General features: G+C 61.5%; 15 protein-coding genes and 1 pseudogene. 1 reads left to right on the forward strand and 15 read right to left on the reverse strand.

Going from position 1 to position 15,777, the window contains the following annotated elements:
* Positions 1–39: 39 nt before the first annotated feature.
* Positions 40–1,193 (reverse strand): annotated as a pseudogene (locus FEF27_RS12405) (IS3 family transposase).
* Positions 1,194–1,490: 297 nt separating this feature from the next.
* Between FEF27_RS12405 and FEF27_RS12410 the strand changes: the two are divergent.
* Positions 1,491–2,549, forward strand: coding sequence for a hypothetical protein (locus FEF27_RS12410; RefSeq protein ID WP_138171198.1), 1,059 nt, complete (start codon positions 1,491–1,493; stop codon positions 2,547–2,549).
* A 68-nt stretch (positions 2,550–2,617) separates the two neighbouring features.
* Here FEF27_RS12410 and lgt read toward each other — a convergent pair whose 3' ends face one another.
* The 14 genes from lgt to FEF27_RS12480 form a co-directional block, all read right to left on the reverse strand.
* The gene (lgt, locus tag FEF27_RS12415) at positions 2,618–3,640 is read right to left on the reverse strand and encodes a prolipoprotein diacylglyceryl transferase (protein WP_138171199.1); all 1,023 of its coding nucleotides are present in this window, start codon (positions 3,638–3,640) and stop codon (positions 2,618–2,620) included.
* A 19-nt stretch (positions 3,641–3,659) separates the two neighbouring features.
* The gene (locus tag FEF27_RS12420) at positions 3,660–3,764 is read right to left on the reverse strand and encodes a methionine/alanine import family NSS transporter small subunit (protein WP_138171200.1); all 105 of its coding nucleotides are present in this window, start codon (positions 3,762–3,764) and stop codon (positions 3,660–3,662) included.
* A gap of 7 nt (positions 3,765–3,771) precedes the next feature.
* Positions 3,772–5,091, reverse strand: coding sequence for a ferric reductase-like transmembrane domain-containing protein (locus FEF27_RS12425; protein WP_208009876.1), 1,320 nt, complete (start codon positions 5,089–5,091; stop codon positions 3,772–3,774).
* A gap of 22 nt (positions 5,092–5,113) precedes the next feature.
* Positions 5,114–6,241, reverse strand: a complete 1,128-nt coding sequence (gene ccsB / locus FEF27_RS12430) for a c-type cytochrome biogenesis protein CcsB (RefSeq protein WP_138171201.1) — start codon at positions 6,239–6,241, stop codon at positions 5,114–5,116.
* A 2-nt stretch (positions 6,242–6,243) separates the two neighbouring features.
* Positions 6,244–8,067 carry a cytochrome c biogenesis protein ResB gene (gene resB / locus FEF27_RS12435; RefSeq protein ID WP_424991689.1) on the reverse strand — a complete coding sequence of 608 codons (1,824 nt, stop codon included), beginning with the start codon at positions 8,065–8,067 and terminating at the stop codon, positions 6,244–6,246.
* A complete protein-coding gene (locus FEF27_RS12440) occupies positions 8,067–8,813 on the reverse strand; it encodes a cytochrome c biogenesis CcdA family protein (protein WP_138171212.1) in 747 nt (248 codons plus the stop codon). Before FEF27_RS12440 ends, resB begins: the two co-directional genes overlap by 1 nt.
* Before the next feature lie 11 nt (positions 8,814–8,824).
* Positions 8,825–9,430 (reverse strand): TlpA family protein disulfide reductase, encoded by a 606-nt coding sequence (locus FEF27_RS12445; protein WP_243729236.1) that lies wholly within the window; start codon positions 9,428–9,430, stop codon positions 8,825–8,827.
* Between the two features lie 545 nt (positions 9,431–9,975).
* Positions 9,976–10,542, reverse strand: a complete 567-nt coding sequence (locus FEF27_RS12450) for a hypothetical protein (RefSeq protein WP_138171204.1) — start codon at positions 10,540–10,542, stop codon at positions 9,976–9,978.
* 374 nt (positions 10,543–10,916) lie between these two features.
* Positions 10,917–11,306, reverse strand: a complete 390-nt coding sequence (locus FEF27_RS12455) for a four-helix bundle copper-binding protein (RefSeq protein ID WP_138171205.1) — start codon at positions 11,304–11,306, stop codon at positions 10,917–10,919.
* A gap of 275 nt (positions 11,307–11,581) precedes the next feature.
* Entirely contained in the window at positions 11,582–12,109 is a 528-nt protein-coding gene (locus FEF27_RS12460; protein WP_138171206.1) for a CueP family metal-binding protein, read from the reverse strand.
* A gap of 127 nt (positions 12,110–12,236) precedes the next feature.
* Complete coding sequence (locus FEF27_RS12465) at positions 12,237–12,878, reverse strand: DUF305 domain-containing protein (protein ID WP_138171207.1); 642 nt, start codon at positions 12,876–12,878, stop codon at positions 12,237–12,239.
* 130 nt (positions 12,879–13,008) lie between these two features.
* A complete protein-coding gene (locus FEF27_RS12470; protein ID WP_166430020.1) occupies positions 13,009–14,088 on the reverse strand; it encodes a DUF418 domain-containing protein in 1,080 nt (359 codons plus the stop codon).
* A gap of 182 nt (positions 14,089–14,270) precedes the next feature.
* Entirely contained in the window at positions 14,271–15,245 is a 975-nt protein-coding gene (locus FEF27_RS12475; protein WP_243729237.1) for a sensor histidine kinase, read from the reverse strand.
* Between the two features lie 140 nt (positions 15,246–15,385).
* The coding region (locus tag FEF27_RS12480) for a winged helix-turn-helix domain-containing protein (RefSeq protein WP_138171210.1) at positions 15,386–15,777 on the reverse strand (392 nt) is incomplete at its 5' end.

Consider the following 15,777-nt stretch of genomic DNA (forward strand, 5'->3'; position numbering starts at 1 on the left):
TGACGTGTCCTGGGTTCTGTTCCCCTGGGATATGAGAATTCAAGAGGCTAGGGCATGGAGCGCCAGAGGCTTTTCGAAGCTCTCTGGCGTCTTCCAGTCTAGGGCGCTGTGGCGACGCTGTCGGTTGTAGTAGATCTCGATGTAGTCGAAGATTGCGTTGGCCAGCTCCAGGCGTGTTTTCCACTTCTTACGGTTGAGTAGTTCGACCTGCATGGTGCCCCAGAAGGACTCGATCATCGCGTTGTCATACCCATCACCAATGGTCCCCATTGATCCGACCAGCCCAGCATCCCGGAGTCGGTTGCTGAAGGCCCATGAAGTGAACTGGGTCCCGTGGTCGGAGTGGACCACGGTCTGGTGCGGTTTGCGGGCGTCGACGGCCATGTCCAAGGCGTTGAGCACCAGGGCGGTAGTCTGCCTGGTGTCGATGGCCCAACCGACGATTCTGCGGGAGTAGACGTCGATGACGGCACAGCAGTAAACCTTGCCTTCTCGGGTGGGGTGTTCGGTGATGTCGGTGCACCAGAGCTGATCGGCAGCGGTGGCGGTGAAGTTGCGGTTGACTAGGTCCTCGGTGGTGATCAGATGCTCACGATTCACATACCGCTTTCGGGTTCCGGAAAGGCCTCGTAGTCCGGTGTCCTGCATGACTCTGGCGACCTGGTCTCGTCCAACCGGGATGCCCAGGCCATGGACCAGCTCAGCATGGACTCTGCGGATGCCATAACAGCCCCGCGAGGCCCGGTGGATGTTGGCGGCGGTCTCTGCCAGCATTTGATGCCGCAGCGTGCGTTGGCTGGCTGGCCGGTCCCGCCATGCCCGATAGCCGCGCTCGGTAACCCGCAGGACGTGGCAGGCGGTCTTGGTGCTGATGCCCTGCCCGGTCAAGGCTTCGACGACCGGGAACCGCCTTTTGGGCGGATGCCCTGATCTTTCAGCATCGATGCTGCCAGCCGAGTTGCTCTCAGCTCCTCTTCGAGCTGGTGGATACGCCGCTTGGCATCGGCGAGCTCAGCGGCTTCTTCGCTGGTGGTGCCAGGGGCTTCACCAGCATCAACGCGGGCTTGGCGGCGCCACTTATAGATCGTGGCAGCAGAGACGCCGAGATCTTTGGCGAGGTCATCGACGCGGCGGCCTTCATCCAATAGAGACAGCACGCGTTCACGGAACTGATGCGAGTACTGACGGGGCATATTCCCTCCTAAGGGTTGTGTCAGATTCTCACAACTGAGGGGAACCAAACCCAGGACACGTCAACAGCGGAACTAAACCCAGTACGGTTCAAGGCGACCGCGCCCGCGCCCGTCTAACCACGGAACGAAACCCAGTGCGCTTCAGCACCGTTGGCACAGCGAGTCTGATAATTGTTTGGTCCAGGCGATAACCCCACGTAGGAGTGCCACGGCTCGGCATGCAGGAACGGGGAACCCAATGTGGGCCTGCTTTCAGGTCCTTACGCCCAACCCTGTCGTGACGCTGGACTCGCGTGGATGAGACTCATCCCCTTGATGGTTCCTAGGAGGCGTCATATCGTGCCTGTGGTCGCTCGAGGGACCGTGGTTGCCTTAATCGTTGGGATCGTCGTGGCAGGGAGCGCTGTGCCGGCAGGCGCCCACCAGGAGTGGTTCGTCAACGCCCCGGAGGCCTATCCACTGGACTTTGGGGCGCTGCTGCGCCCGGGCGTCGTCTTCGCGGCGGCCGCAGCCGTCGCGGTGACCCTCTTGCTGCGCCCGGTGGCGGCGCGTCTTCCGACTCCCGAGCTGGCGGTGATCAAGCCGGCCCGGCGGTTAGGGTCGCTCGTGCCATGGGTGCCCCGGCTTCTCGCCGCGCATCTGGGTGTCAGCCTTCTCGTCTTGGCGTTCGACCGGGTGGTCCTGGACCCTGGCATAGACGTCCCGGAGGGCGTTGGGGGCACGCTGCTGCTCGTTCCGCAGGCCATGGTGGGCGGGCTGCTAATCGCCGGTGTCCTCGTCCGTGCGGCGAGTGTAGCGATCATGCTCACCGGGCCACTGCTCGTGGCTCTGCAGGGTCCCGAGGCGCTCGTCACCCTGGCAGTGTTCGTCGGTAGCGCCGCGTTTCTGTTCGTGTTGCCTCCACGTCTGAACGATGGAGGTCGCACGGACCTTGACCTGGCGACGCTGCGCCGGGCGACGTTCGGTCTCAAGCTTGGCGCGGGCGTAACCCTCATCTCCCTGGCCATCGTGGAGAAGCTGGCGAATCCAGAGATGGCGCGGGCTATGCTCGAGCAGGAACCGCTCCTCAATCTCCTTGCCCCGTTCGGGGTAAGCGCCGACGCCTTCGCGGTGGTTGCCGGGTCCGTCGAGCTTTTGTTAGGGCTGCTCGTCATCTCCGGCGCTCTGCCGCAGGTGGTTGCGATCCTGACGGCCGTGCCGTTCACCGCGACGCTGGCGCTCTTTGGGGCGACCGAGTTTCTGGGACACCTGCCGTTGTACGGTGTCCTGCTCAGTTTCCTCGTGCTGGGGAGCCTGGAAGAGACTTCCCACAGTCTATCCGGGCTGCGGCGACGGGCGGGTGTGCCTACTCATTGAGCGGGTCGTAGAGACCAGCCTTCTCCGGGAACGCGGCGAACCGGGTGCAGATTTCGTCGGTTCACGTCTCATTTCTTGGACCGGAATTGACCGCCCCCCGTCTCAGAATCTGATCCACTGGGGTCGGTTTCGGGCGTCCCCTTCAGGGCGTCCTGGTCGACTTTGTGCCCCGCAACAGGATTGCGCTGCTCAGAGGCCGGGGTGTGGATCTCCAGCTCCTCGGCCAACGCCTCATCAGTCCGCGGGCGGCGGCTGAAGAGCCAGATCAGAGCGGCGATGGCGATCAGGAAGACGACGAAGGCGACGATCTGGTTCAGCCTCCAGTCCAGGCCGATGAACTCCAAGGGGAACTGGGTGCTCTTATCGGGCTCGTCGCGGCGCATCGATTCGATCCAGAAACGACCCATCATGTAGTAGGCCACATAGGTCCAGGCCAGCAGGCCCTGTTTGAACTGGAAGCGCTTATAGAGCCAGACCAGTGCAATGAATCCCAGCAGGTTCCACAGTGATTCGTAGAGGAAGGTGGGGTGGAATGTGGTGAATTCGCTGGCGCCGGGAGGCAGCGCTTGGTGCGGCTGGTCGGTGTCGATCTGCAGGCCCCAGGGCAGGGTGGTGGGGCCGCCGTAGAGCTCCTGGTTGAACCAGTTGCCCCAGCGGCCGATCGCCTGAGCCAGGATGACTCCGGGCACGATCGCGTCAGCGAAGGCGCCGAATTTGATGCCGTTGCGCCGGCAGAAGATCCACACGGCCACCGAGCCGGCGGCCACGGCACCGATGATGCTGAGGCCGCCCTGCCAGATCTGGACGGTGCGCAGCAGGTCTCCGCCTTCGCCGAAGTAGGCGTCGGGAGAGCTGATGACGTGGTAGATCCGGGCGCCAATGATACCGAAGACCACTGCCCAGAGTGCGGCGGAGAGAATGTCGTCGCCGTCGCCTCCGCGGGACTTCCACAGCCGGGTGGCGACCACCACTGCCAGAGCGATGCCCAGCAGGATTGCCAGGGAATAGAAGGCGATGGAGAAGGGCCCGGGTAGGTCGATGTGGTTCATCGGCGGGGCGGGGAAGCCCGCAGAAATCATGGCGGCAAACATATCAAGTGCGTCTCCTTGCTTAGGATTCTTCGGGGTTCCGGGAAAGGTGGATGATCGAGGCGACCGTGCCGCCCCACACCGTCACCACAGCCACGATCATCATCACAATCGCTGCGGTAGTCATCGATGAATCACCTCAATACCGGGTCTGCGTCCTCGGGGATCTCGAAGACCTCCTCGGCGATGGGCTCATCCACGCTGTGGATGGTGACCTGCAGCTCACCTTCCGGCCCCGGGACCCGGTGTTCCCCCGGGCCGAACTGTGCGGCCCACGCGCCTGGCTCCAAGACCATCTCTGGGAGGTCGATGTCTTCTGGCTCCACGTTCTCGGTCCGTGACCAGGTCAGTTCCGAGTCCGGGCCCTGCTCAGCGACATACAAGGTTCGCTCCTCGACCCGGTAGATCTGGTCCGCGACCGGTGTTCCTTCGATCTGGGTGGTGAGCCGGAACGAGGGTGCATCGTCCAGGTCCCTCACCCAGAGTCGGTCCTGCTGGCCATCAACCTCGATGACCATCTCGAAGCTCTGTGCGTACTCGTCAGGGACTTGGGTTTGGGCATCCTCTCCTGGGGTCTGCGCCTGGCCGGTGAGCTGCGGGTTCTCCTTGAGGAGGCGACTGTCGAAGTACGCTACGGTCCCCAGCATGAGCACTAGAGGCGCGACCATCAATGCGACCACACCCGAGATTGCGGCAACGGTCAGCATCCCGCTCTCGCGCCGCTGGCGCTTCCGCCCGAGCACGGTCTTGGCGAACGCGGCTGCTTGAAGCGAGACCGCGAAGACCCCCATGCCGAGGAAGACGTACATGAACCAGATCGAGGGGTAGACCTGCCACTGGGGCGGGGTCGTCTGGAAGAAGTAGAAGAAGTATAGGGTCCCACGCAACATGGCGAGGTAGAAGATGACGTGCACCAGGCTCCGGTGGATCCATTTCCACGACGACGCTCCAAGGAAGTTCACAGCTCGGTCGGAGGAGGTCACCGCCAGCAAGATGATCATGGGCAGCATTACCATCCCCATCATGTTCATGATGCCGACTTCGGCGCGTGCCAGGACGAATCTGTCCAACTCCTCCACGTACTGGAAGCCGAAGAGCGTTGCGAAGTCCCCGCGCGCCCAACGGTCCCATATGGCGTAGGCGTGCCCTACTGCCAGTACCGCGAACCATATTCCGAGTTCCCGCCGCCACGGCAACAACCGTTGGACGGGCTTCCAGAAGGCCGACGCGGGCGAGAGACTCAACGTCAGGAACAACAGGACGAACGCAGCATGTGCCCATGCTCGCCAGAAGGGATGGTCCTCTCCCCAGTCCGGCCACAGTGCTGGCTGGACCCCCCAAGCCGAATACGACAGGTAGAACAGATAGACCAACAGCCCCGAAACGCTCGCCATGCCCAGATGGCGCAGCAAGAGCGTCTTCTTGCTCGTGATACGACTTCGCATGTCTGCCAAAGCCTTTCTCCTCGTCGAGGGATCATTCTGGAAGACCTGCGTAGGAGTGCAGGCCGGGGAAGTAGACGTTGACGACGGCGTAGTTGATGATGATGCACACAAAACCTATGATCGACAGCCAGGCGGCACGGTTGCCGGTCCAGCCTCGGGTCGCCCGGGCGTGGAGGTAGCCGGCGTAGACCACCCAGATCACGAAGGTCCAGACCTCTTTGGGGTCCCAGCCCCAGTAGCGGCCCCAGGACTGCTGGGCCCAAATTGCGCCGGTGATCATGGGCCCAAGGGTCCAGAAGACGAAGCCTATGGCGTTGAGGCGGTAGGCCCAGGACTCCAGTGAGAAGGCCTTGGGCACCAGCTGCATGAACTGCCAACGGGATACTGTCCGTTCGAACCACCCCGATGGCCCCTGCGCCAGCGCATTTTCGCGCCTAGCCTGGACCAGCTGCAGCACGTTCATGGCGAAGGTCAGCACGAACACCCCGATTGCCAGTGCAGCCAGGCTCACGTGGATTGCCAGCCACGGACTTTGCAGAGCCGGTTGGACGTGCCCGATGGGAGTGGGGAAACCGATGGTAGCGGCCACCATCATCGCTACAACCAGGCCGAGGACGAAGGTTCCGATGAATCGCAGGTCGCGCCGGAGCAAGGCCAGCAGGTAGACCACGGCGACCACCAGGGCAGCTCCGACGAGGAATTCGTACATATTGCCCAGCGGCCAGCGTGAGGCTGAGACTCCGCGGGCCACCACCGCGAATGCGTGGGCAGCCGCGGCCACAATGGTTAAGGCCACTGCGGCGTTGGCGAATGGACGTGGCGCCCTCAGGTATGCCATGTCCTGGTCCACCAGTTCCGGGATATCCGAGGAACCCCTTCTGCCGCCTGCAGGTGCGGACGCCCGGTCTGCGGCGCCGGGGGCAGATGATCCGGTAGCCGCCGCTGTCAGCTTGCTGCTCCGGGTTAAGGAGCCCTCGTGTTCTTCTGCAAGCTCGGCCTCAATACGTCGGATCGTGGTAGAGCTTTTTGCGGTGTCTACGGTAAAGAGAATGAAAGCAAGCGTGTAGATAAACGCTGCGATCATCATGAACAGTTCAGAGTATTCGGCCAGTGCAATGTTGATGGGTGGCAGGGTGATGGCCCCAAGTGTAAACAGCATGGTCAGTCGCGCCTTCCTGTCGTCGCTTCGTCCTCAGCCTCATCCAGGGCTGCTGGTGGTCGCACGGGCCAGGTCTTCTCGAACTGGGCTCGCAGAGCGATGTTCTCGTCGCGGAGACCGAAGTCCTCTCCCCTGGAGAGCAGCCCGTAACGCACCAACGTGCGGCCGGTTTCGGTGATCTCTGCAGTCACCCAGGCACGACGACGGCGCAGATACAGGCTGATGACTAGTCCTGCGGTGGCCGTCAGCGCGAACACCAGGATCGCGGTCTCGCCCGGGTTATAGGTGATGTCGATGGCGATGTAGTCCTGGACATCCTCAAATTCCAACGTGCCCAACCCGTCAGGAAGCTCATGAGTCTCCCCCGGCCCCAACACCACCCCGCCGGCCTCAACCTCCCGGGAGTTCAGCACATCAAGCTCGTCAGTCTCCAACACATAGACGTTCTGCGGTGTCCCATCGTCAAGCCCGAGGTCACCGGAATAGGCGTTCAGGTGCAGCTCCGGGTTACCCAGTTCAGGGTCAGCTGAAACCGCCATACCATCTCCACCATCTACTGCGGTGGGCAGAAACAGACCCACGAACCCCAGCTGCTCAGGATCAGCATCGGGAGCCTTGACCACCATCCTGGAGGTGTAGACACCATCATCTGGGCGGGTGATCACCGGCCCAGACAAAGCCACCTCACCCTCGCCGTCGCGCACGGTGACCACCGGGGCGTAGCCATTGCCCACCAGGAAGACGTTTGCCCCGCCGAAGGACAACGGGGCGTTGACTTTCAATGTCGTCTCCACAGGCTCAGCATCGATGTCTTCCTGGACGGTTACCCACGCAGTGAAGTCCAGCGCATTGCCCCAGTCCGCTCCGGCCTCTCCTTCAGCTGTGAGCTGCCTGTCGAAAGCACGCTCAAAATCGTTGAGCTGGATGGAGAACGGGTCCAGCTGATCCTCGCTGAACCAGGTGCCGGGATAGAAGTTGTCGTAGGCGACCAGGGCGTTGACGAAGCCCTCGTCCTCAACAATGATCTTCTGACCCCGATAGCTGAACATCGCGCCCAGCGCCACAAAGATCAGCACCCCCACCAGCGAGACGTGGAAAAGGATATTGCCGACTTCACGGAGATAACCTTTCTCCGCACCGAGGGAGCCGCCGCCGGCCTCATCGGGACGGACTTCAACCCGATACCGACGACGCCGCATAATCTTCGCGGCATCCTCAAGCGCCTGATCGGGGCCGGGCCCATCGTCGTCGAGTTCAAGTGCCCCGTATTCAGGCAGCCGCTGCAGCCGCCGAGGAGTCCGCGGCGGGGCTGAGCGCATCTGCTGCCAGTGCTTGCGGGCACGCGGAATAATGCAGCCGATCAGCGAGATGAACAGCAGCAGGTAGATCGCCGAGAACCAGACCGAGGAGTAGACGTCGAACATCTGGAGGAAGTCCAGGATCGGGCCCAGGGTCGGGTTATCCTCCATCCAGGTCTGGACCGCAAAAGCATCCTGGACCCGCTGCGGGAAGATCGAACCCGGCACCGCACCCACCGCCAACAGAAGCAGCAGCATCAGCGCGGTGCNACCCACCGCCAACAGAAGCAGCAGCATCAGCGCGGTGCGCATCGAGGTCAGCTGGGTCCACCCCCAGCGCAGCATCTCAGTAAAGCCCAGAGCCGGGGCCGTGTAATCCCGCTTAGCCGTGGACTTCCCGGTGCGGTTCTTCTCGGTGCCCTGGGCAGCGTTCATCGCATCTTCGCGAGCATTATCCTGGTGAGCTGAGGGCTCGGCTGGTTGATTACCCATATCCTCTGTTTCTTGAGGGGTTGATGGCTTTGTCATCAGATCGGCATCACAATCTCGTTGGCGAACCAGTCCTGCAGCGCAAACACCCACCGGTTCCAGATGCCGGTGACCATCAGCAGCCCCACACCGATCAGCACGCCCCCACCGGTGCGCATCACGGCTGCTTTGTGGCGCTTGAAGAAGTCCAGGGCCCGCATCCCGCGCTGCAGCCCCAGGCTGATCAAGATGAACGGCACCCCCAGCCCCAGACAGTAGATGAACACCAGCAGCGCCCCGCGGGCCGGATCAGTGCCATAGACCAGAGCCAGAACAGCAGCCAGAGTAGGACCCATACAGGGGGCCCAGCCGATGCCGAAAGTCGCACCAAGAACAGGGGCACCCAAGAGCCCATCCGGTGGCCGCCGGGTAATCTTGCGCTCACGCTGGAAGAAGCCGAAGGCACCCATAAAAATCAGGCCCATGAACACCACGACGATGCCCAAAACTTGGACCACCCACGCGCCTTCGAACCGCAACCAAGCAGTGGCGTAGGTGAACACGGCTCCGATGAGCACAAAGATCACCGAGAACCCAAGGACGAACAGGGTGGCCCCGAGCACCATGCGGGACTTCGCACGCTCGTGCAGCGCCGTACCGGAGAGCCCGGTGACGTAGCCCAGATAGCCCGGGACCAAGGGCAGCACACACGGTGAAAGGAAGGAGACCAGACCAGCCAGCAGCGCAATCGGCGCAGCCAGCAGAAACGAAGAATCGAAGATGATCTCAGCGAAGGGGTTCGCCATCAGCACCGGAGTCATGCTTCAGGCGCCAGGACGGTGTCTGCTGCGGCCGTGTCCGTGTCAGAATCTTCTTCCAGCACAGTGTCGATCAGTGCGCGCAGGGTGCCCGGCTCAACGATGCCCACCACGCGGGCCGAGACCCGACCGTCGCGGTCCAGCACCAGGGTGGTCGGCACTGCCGAGGGGTGAGCATACTCGGTCATCGCCATGATGACCTGGCCGCTGCGGTCCTCCATAGAGGGGTAGGTGACGCCGAAGGTGCGTTCAAAGGCTTCGGCGGTGGGCTGAGTGTCACGGGTGTTCACACCGAAGAACTGCACGCCCTCTGGTTCGAACTCCTCGTGAATCTCCTGCAGATCAGGAGCCTCCACCCGGCAGGGCGCGCAGGCGGCGTACCAGAAATTGATGACGCTGACCTCACCCTGGAAGGTCTCGGGGGTGATGTCGGTGCCGTCGAAGAGCGTGGACTCGAACTCCACCGACTCACCGCGGCTCTCCGGGGCCACCTCCTCGACGGAGCCGTCGCCAGCCACATAGTTGGTGCCGTCGTTGGAGGCCCGCTGGGCAAGATCATCACTGTCAGAACCGCAAGCGCTTAGCAAAAACGCAGTGGATGCCATGGCGATGGCAGCGACGGTACGGCCTTTAGGTCGACGGCCAGAAGAAGGGTCGAGGGGCATAAAGTTTCCTTTGGCTGATGCAGCTTTCATGGTCGTCTCGCTTGTCGTGCAGATATAGAGCTGAGTTCTCCTCACGCGGAGCCTCCACGGACTGGAGCCGCAAGCTCAGAGTGATGGTGAGGTTTCTGCGGAGCTTGGAACATTTCCGGGTCACTGACCGCGTGATACCCCCATTGGGGTCGGCGACGGCATCCGTAGTCCCCCAGGCCCGCAGGTTTTTGTGACAAAGAGGACGGTCTCTTACGCAGCACTAGGAGCTACGGCATCATTGAAGTCATTCTGGACTCATCCAGCACACCGTCGATGTAGTAGCCAGCTCCCAGGTTCGACGTCGAGACTAAGGCCTCAGCGGCCACGAAATGTCACGTTCTCGTTAACCTCACGGCGCTGTCGAGGGGCTCCATCGAGCCTGCCTAGCACATGCAGAGCCATTTCGGAATTATTTGGTTCCAGGTGGCAGCACGCAGGACAGTGCCGCCTGAGTGTTAGCCGACAAGAGTGGGCGGGCCGCGCAGAGAGCCGGGCCCGTTGCTTGGACGAGTTGCGGTGGGTGTCCACACGTCTTTGATGAGAGGGACACGCACCGGGAAGATAGTCACGGCAAACTCTGGTACATCTCGGCCAGAGAGATTCAGCAAGGTGTGTAGCGCCTCGACCAGCTCGTCAGCACGGCGAATTGCCCCATAGGTGACAAGCAGGGCGCCACCATGCGCCAGAAGTGCCGAGCAGTCGGTATTAGTCAGCAAAGTCTGTAGATGCCCGACAGTCTCAGTTCCCGCTGAGAGGCAAAAAAGCCCGTGCAGGAACATCTGTACGGTTAGAATCTCAGCAACGAGGCGTCGCCGAGTACGCGGGGCGAAAGACAGCACGATGCAAAACGAAATCAAGACCGCAAAGCCGAAGAGAACAGCGCCAAGAGTCGGTGCACTGGAGACCGCCAGGCAGTGGGCGACGGCTGTGGAAGCAACTGCCACAAAGCTGATGATCACGCCACGAGCAGCAGGACTGCTGTTTTCACTACCGGAGGTCGGCCCGAACTTCGTATCGTGCACACAACCCCCCAGCTCAACAGTCGAGAGACATCTTACGTCTCCATGAATTCTACAAGATGTAGAACAAAAGTTCTCACCTCGGAACTTTCACCGAAACACCCCTCCCCTGGCATGCGGCTGGCTGGAGTCGACGAGTGCCGGGAGAGGCTCTTCCGCCACCTTCTGCAAGAGAGGTCCCCGCTCGAGGAAGTCATGGCCTATGCCTAACAGAAAAAACAGGGAGCACCCAGGCTTACTGCTTAGTGAGCTGGGGGCGTGATGATGCCAGCGAACGCCGAGGGCCGCAGCCGACCACTGTTCGCGAATAATCGCTCGGACCAGCACGACCGGGCCCGCTCTTTCGTGGTTGCACACGCTGGGCGAACCCGTGAGTTTTAGCTGATCGCCGAGAGGAGATCGGTGCAGGCTTGCTCACAGCGCCGGCAGGCCTCGGCGCAGACGCGGCAGTGCTCATGCATGTCCGCGTGCTTTTCGCATTCGGCGGCGCATTCTGCGCATGCGGTCCTGCATGCTTCAAGCGCTGCCTTGACCGTGGTGAGGTCCTGCCCGGTGCGGCGACTAAGGATGTTGCCAGTCGTCGCGCAAAGGTCTGCACAGTCAACATTGAGGCGGATGCAGTCGCGCAGGTCGGTGACCATCTCTTCGGCTAAGCAGGCCTCAGCACAAGCGGTGCAGGCCTGTGCGCATTCGAAACAGGCCGCGATACAGTCGGCCAGCTCCTGAACGGGAATATCAGTTGTGCCATTGGGGTGTGTTTCGATTATTGAGGGTGGTGGTTTCGTGCGTCATCGCTGTGCTTCTTCATAGGCCTACCGGCGCCGGATGACCCCGGACCCTTTCGACGCTACTGAGCAGTTGTGACGAGGACAACCATCCGGATCTGAACTTCACACACTCTTCATACCGGCGCGCACACGAGAGATTGTGCGCCATAGGTAGAGTCAAGAAACCCCGGGACCACGTCGTCAGAGCAAAGACGGTTGAGTCAGCTCTGATGCCAGTTGCCTCATTGCCGAGGCGACGCACAGCAGACCCTGAGTCACATGAGCTGCGAGGTGGTGAGGCAGGTCGGGTCGCCCTCACCGGTCGAGATCGGTGCCGTCGATGTCAGGCCATCGTGTTCAATGGTGAGTTCGGCGTCTAAATCGCGAGGAAGCCACAGTCCGAAGAACCCGTTGTCGTGTGTTTGAACGGTCTCATCGAACAAGGCCTCTCCGGTGTCTTCGTCGACGACAGTCACCTCCAGTTCTTCGTTCCCCATCTCGCCCACGCATGTGGTCAAGCTGTGGAAGAAGCAGTCGTGGGTCTGGTCCACATAGGGTGCTACCGAGAGGTAGAACTCGTCCTCGGGCAGGGGCACCGATGATTCGTTGCCGTCCTCCTCGATCATCACGACTTCTTCTGTCTCAACGGATGCGACAAAGTCTGTGGGGCGCTCCTCCAGTGGCAGGCTTTCCAGTTCTTCGACAAGCTCACGTCCGGAGGCGTCCTCCAACCCGGAGGCTGACAGCCCGGTGTCACTGCCCCCCAGAAGTGGTTGAAGGGTCTTCCGATGAACATGCCGCAAGAAACACCATCGCTGCCAGCGCGGCGGCGGTCGCGCTGAATCGTCTGGTGTGGCTGGCCCGAGTCATGGTGGGGGTTCTCCTGGGTGCTGAGTAGTTCGACGAGTTCTTGGGAAGAACTGGTGATGGTTAGAGGCTATCGCGCAATTCTTCCATCTCTTCGATCTCTGCATTCTGATCAGCGATGACGTTCTCTGAGAGTTCAAGGGCCTCCGGGTTCTGTCCCGCTTCGAGGTGGCCCTCTGCCATAGTCACGGCACCTTCGTGGTGGATGATCATTTGGTCTAGGAACAGGCGGGACGCTTCGTCTCCCTCTGCTGACGCAAGATTGTCGAGGTCTTCCTCGCTCATCATGCCGTCGTGCCCACCATCGCCCATCATGCCATGATCGTCGTCCTCCATCATGCCACCGTGGTCGCCGTCACCCTCGGGCTCATGACCCCAGGCTTCCAGCCATGATTCCATCTGTTCAATCTCGGGCTGCTGAGCGGCTCGGATGTCTTCCGCTAAAGCCGAGACCTCAGGATCGGCGTCATCGGTCTGCAGCAAGATGTCCGACATTTCCACCGCCTGCTCGTGATGAACGATCATCCCGGAGGCGTACTCGACGTCGGCATCGTTGAAATCGCCATTCGCAGTCTCAGCTTGTTCGTCCTGTGCAGCGGGATCCTCGGCAGGTTCCTCGGTGTCCTGATTTGGCTCTCCGCACGCGGTGAGTGCGACAGATGCGGCAAACACGCTGACGGCTACAGCACTGAGTTTCGTCTTCATGTCTTGATCTCCTTAAAGCTGGTTCGCCTCAAGTAGACATGAGGTGGAGGCGGCCAGTCGTGCCAGAAGTGGGTTCTTCAGAGGATCTTTAGAAAACTTAAACTCTCGCTTGATGCGGTTGTGTCGGTGCTCACTGGCCTGACCTTCGCACCCGTGGCGGCCTCAGAAGCATCTCCAGCGGCCCGCGGCTAACCAGCCGACGCCAGATGAGCGAAAAGGCTGTCAGCAGGGCAATGATCAGGATGCTGGCCACAAGCCCTTCTGGAACGTCCGCGGGCCCTGGCCGGACCGCGACGGCGAGAATCAAGAGATGACCCACGTAGGCGGTGAATGCCAACTGCCCCAGCTTCACCAGGGGATCCAACGAGCCTTGGGTGCCGCGGTCAGCAATCTTCAGACATAGTCCCAGCACGAAGATGGCCGCGCCGGTGCCTTCGACCAGCCATAGCGGCATCTGAGAATGAGCCACGGAGCTGATCAGTCGTTGCCACACCAGATGACTGGTGGGCTCACCCATGTAGGCGATGAGTGTTAAGGAGATGGTCCGTGCTCCGATGGCGCTGACCGCGCCCCACAGGATGAGTCGGGTGCTAAGGATTCGACGGGTCAGGTCCTGCCGTCCAAGCCACATCCCGAGGAGGAACGGGGCCACCCATACTGCGACTGGATAGGGACCCGTGACGAAAGTGCCGGCCAGGAGTTCCCCAGGAGAATCAGTGGCTGAGAGTGGATCCCGGTCAAAAGCCTTGTCCGTGCCTTCCTGAACCGCGAGCCACAATATGGGCCCCAGCGAGGCGCTGAGCCCGGCAAGGACAAGCAGGGCCTGTGCGGGAGCTCTGGTGAGCGGCAGCGCCGCTGTGAACAGGACGGCGTAGGTCACCAAAATCACTGACACGCCGTGGTCCACTGCTTGAAGCAACAGTCCGCCCACGAACAGCACCACTGCCCGCCAGAGGATAGAGCCCACGGGTATAGGACTTTCACCGCTCCGGGCCCGCCGGGACAGGAGGGAGAATCCGATCCCGCCTAAGAGCATGAACAATAACGACGCCCGTCCGTAAGGAAGGCGGTAGAGCATCTCGACCAGGCTGTCGCCACCGCGAGGCCCGACATTGACGACCACCATACCCGCCACGGCGAGGCCACGTGCTGCGTCCAGTGCGGCGAGACGTCCCAGGTTGGGCCTGGCGCTGTGTTTGTGGGAGGACACGCTCGGAGGTGGCAATCTCGCTTCCCCCTGAGTCAGAATGTGGTCTTCGGTGTGCGCGATCATTTCCCGCAACCCTCTAGGCTAACCACGTGCCCCGCCTGGGCGGACCCAAAGATGGGCCCTTGACCGAATCTTTATTGAACCTTCGTCAGATCCTAGAGATAGCTGATCAGCGCTGAGCTTCAGTTATGGCGCGGTAAGCCCACTGTGAAGAGAGCACCGTGCCCTAGACCTCCGCTTTTGACCCTGACATTGCCGCCATGTGCCTCAACGATAGAGCGCACGATCGCCAGCCCAATACCGGAACCGCCGTGGGCACGATCACGGGCTGTGTCCACCCGGTAAAACCGTTCGAACAGGTGCGAAAGGTGTTCTGAGGCCACGCCGTGACCAGTGTCTTCAACGCTCAGGAAAACCGTCTCCGAGTCGCTCCCGGCTCGAAGGATCACCTGATCGCCCGGCTCCGTGTGCCGCAGGGCATTATCGAGCAGATTCGTCAGCACTTGCGAAAGTCGATCCCGGTCCCCGAGGACCCGGGCACCATCGGATTCCTGGACAATCTGCAGAGCGACGTCTTGTGCGGCGTAGGAGCTGCGGGCTTGACCCTGCGCGACGCTGATGAGGTCGGCGACCGAGATGACGTGGGTCTCCATGCTCAATCGGTGTTCTTCGGCAGAGCTCACCAGCGACACGTCTGCCGAGAGGCGCTTCAGCCGATCGGTCTGCTCGCGAAGCATGGTCAAGGTTTCTGAGTCGGCTGCTGCCACTCCGTCGAGCATCGCCTCCAGATAGCCATCGACAGTGGCGACAGGTGTTCTCATCTCATGAGCCAAGTCAGACAGAAGCTGCTTTCGAGTGTGTTCTGTCTCGTCGAGTTCTGACGCCATGCGGTTGAATGCGGAAATCATCTCGGTGAACTCTGCGCCCATGGCGCCTTCGGGCACTCGAGCACCGTAATCGCCGTGTGCCACTCGGATCGCTGCGCTGCGCACCTTGTTCAGAGTGGCTGTTATGCGGCGGGCGAGGACGACACTGACCAGTACGGACGCTAGGCAAGCGGCAATCAGTGCTAATAAGAGGGAGAGCTGCCACGATGCGTCGAAGGCCTCCTCAGCGTGCTTCACCACCTCTGGGTCCGGGTCGGACGTCTCAACCATAAGCATGTGCTCGTGGAAGATGGCTGGTCCTACGGCAAGGGCCACGGCCCAAGCTGTCAGAGCCCCTACGCCAAGGACGAGAACTGCAGCAAGGAGTATCCGGACCCCGAGCCTGGCACCCCACGGTTGCCGGTCAGGCTTCATTGCACCGACCGTAACTTGTATCCGACGCCGCGCACGGTATGGATGAAGCGAGGGTCAGCGGGGTCGTCATGTATCTTGCGCCGGAGATTGCCGATGTGCACATCGACCAAATGCTCATCTCCTAGCCACTCATCACCCCAGACTTGGGTAATCAGTTCACGGCGTGACTTTGCGGTTCCGGGTTGAGTGATCAGCGCCAGGAGCAGCTCGAACTCCGTCCGGGTCAACTCCACGCGGCTCTCGTCAAGCCAGACTTCGCGCGCATTCGTGTCGACCACCAATGACCCCGCCGTAAGCCGGTGGCTTTCTGCTGCCCCCTCGGGACGGGGCCGCCGCAGCATAGCCCGTACCCTCAACACTAGAGCGTGTCTGATAAATGTTTGGTCCA

Source organism: Nesterenkonia sphaerica (genome assembly GCF_005771565.1).
Classification (GTDB): Bacteria; Actinomycetota; Actinomycetes; order Actinomycetales; family Micrococcaceae; genus Nesterenkonia; species Nesterenkonia sphaerica.

Excerpts from the sequence above, each read along its gene's own strand:
- FEF27_RS12410 (WP_138171198.1), top strand. The coding sequence starts at position 1,491 with ATGAGACTCATCCCCTTGATGGTTCCTAGGAGGCGTCATATCGTGCCT.
- lgt (WP_138171199.1), bottom strand. The coding sequence starts at position 3,640 with ATGTTTGCCGCCATGATTTCTGCGGGCTTCCCCGCCCCGCCGATGAAC.
- FEF27_RS12420 (WP_138171200.1), bottom strand. The coding sequence starts at position 3,764 with ATGACTACCGCAGCGATTGTGATGATGATCGTGGCTGTGGTGACGGTG.
- ccsB (WP_138171201.1), bottom strand. The coding sequence starts at position 6,241 with ATGCTGTTTACACTTGGGGCCATCACCCTGCCACCCATCAACATTGCA.
- FEF27_RS12440 (WP_138171212.1), bottom strand. The coding sequence starts at position 8,813 with ATGGCGAACCCCTTCGCTGAGATCATCTTCGATTCTTCGTTTCTGCTG.
- FEF27_RS12445 (WP_243729236.1), bottom strand. The coding sequence starts at position 9,430 with ATGGCATCCACTGCGTTTTTGCTAAGCGCTTGCGGTTCTGACAGTGAT.
- FEF27_RS12465 (WP_138171207.1), bottom strand. The coding sequence starts at position 12,878 with ATGAAGACGAAACTCAGTGCTGTAGCCGTCAGCGTGTTTGCCGCATCT.
- FEF27_RS12475 (WP_243729237.1), bottom strand. The coding sequence starts at position 15,245 with ATGGTTGAGACGTCCGACCCGGACCCAGAGGTGGTGAAGCACGCTGAG.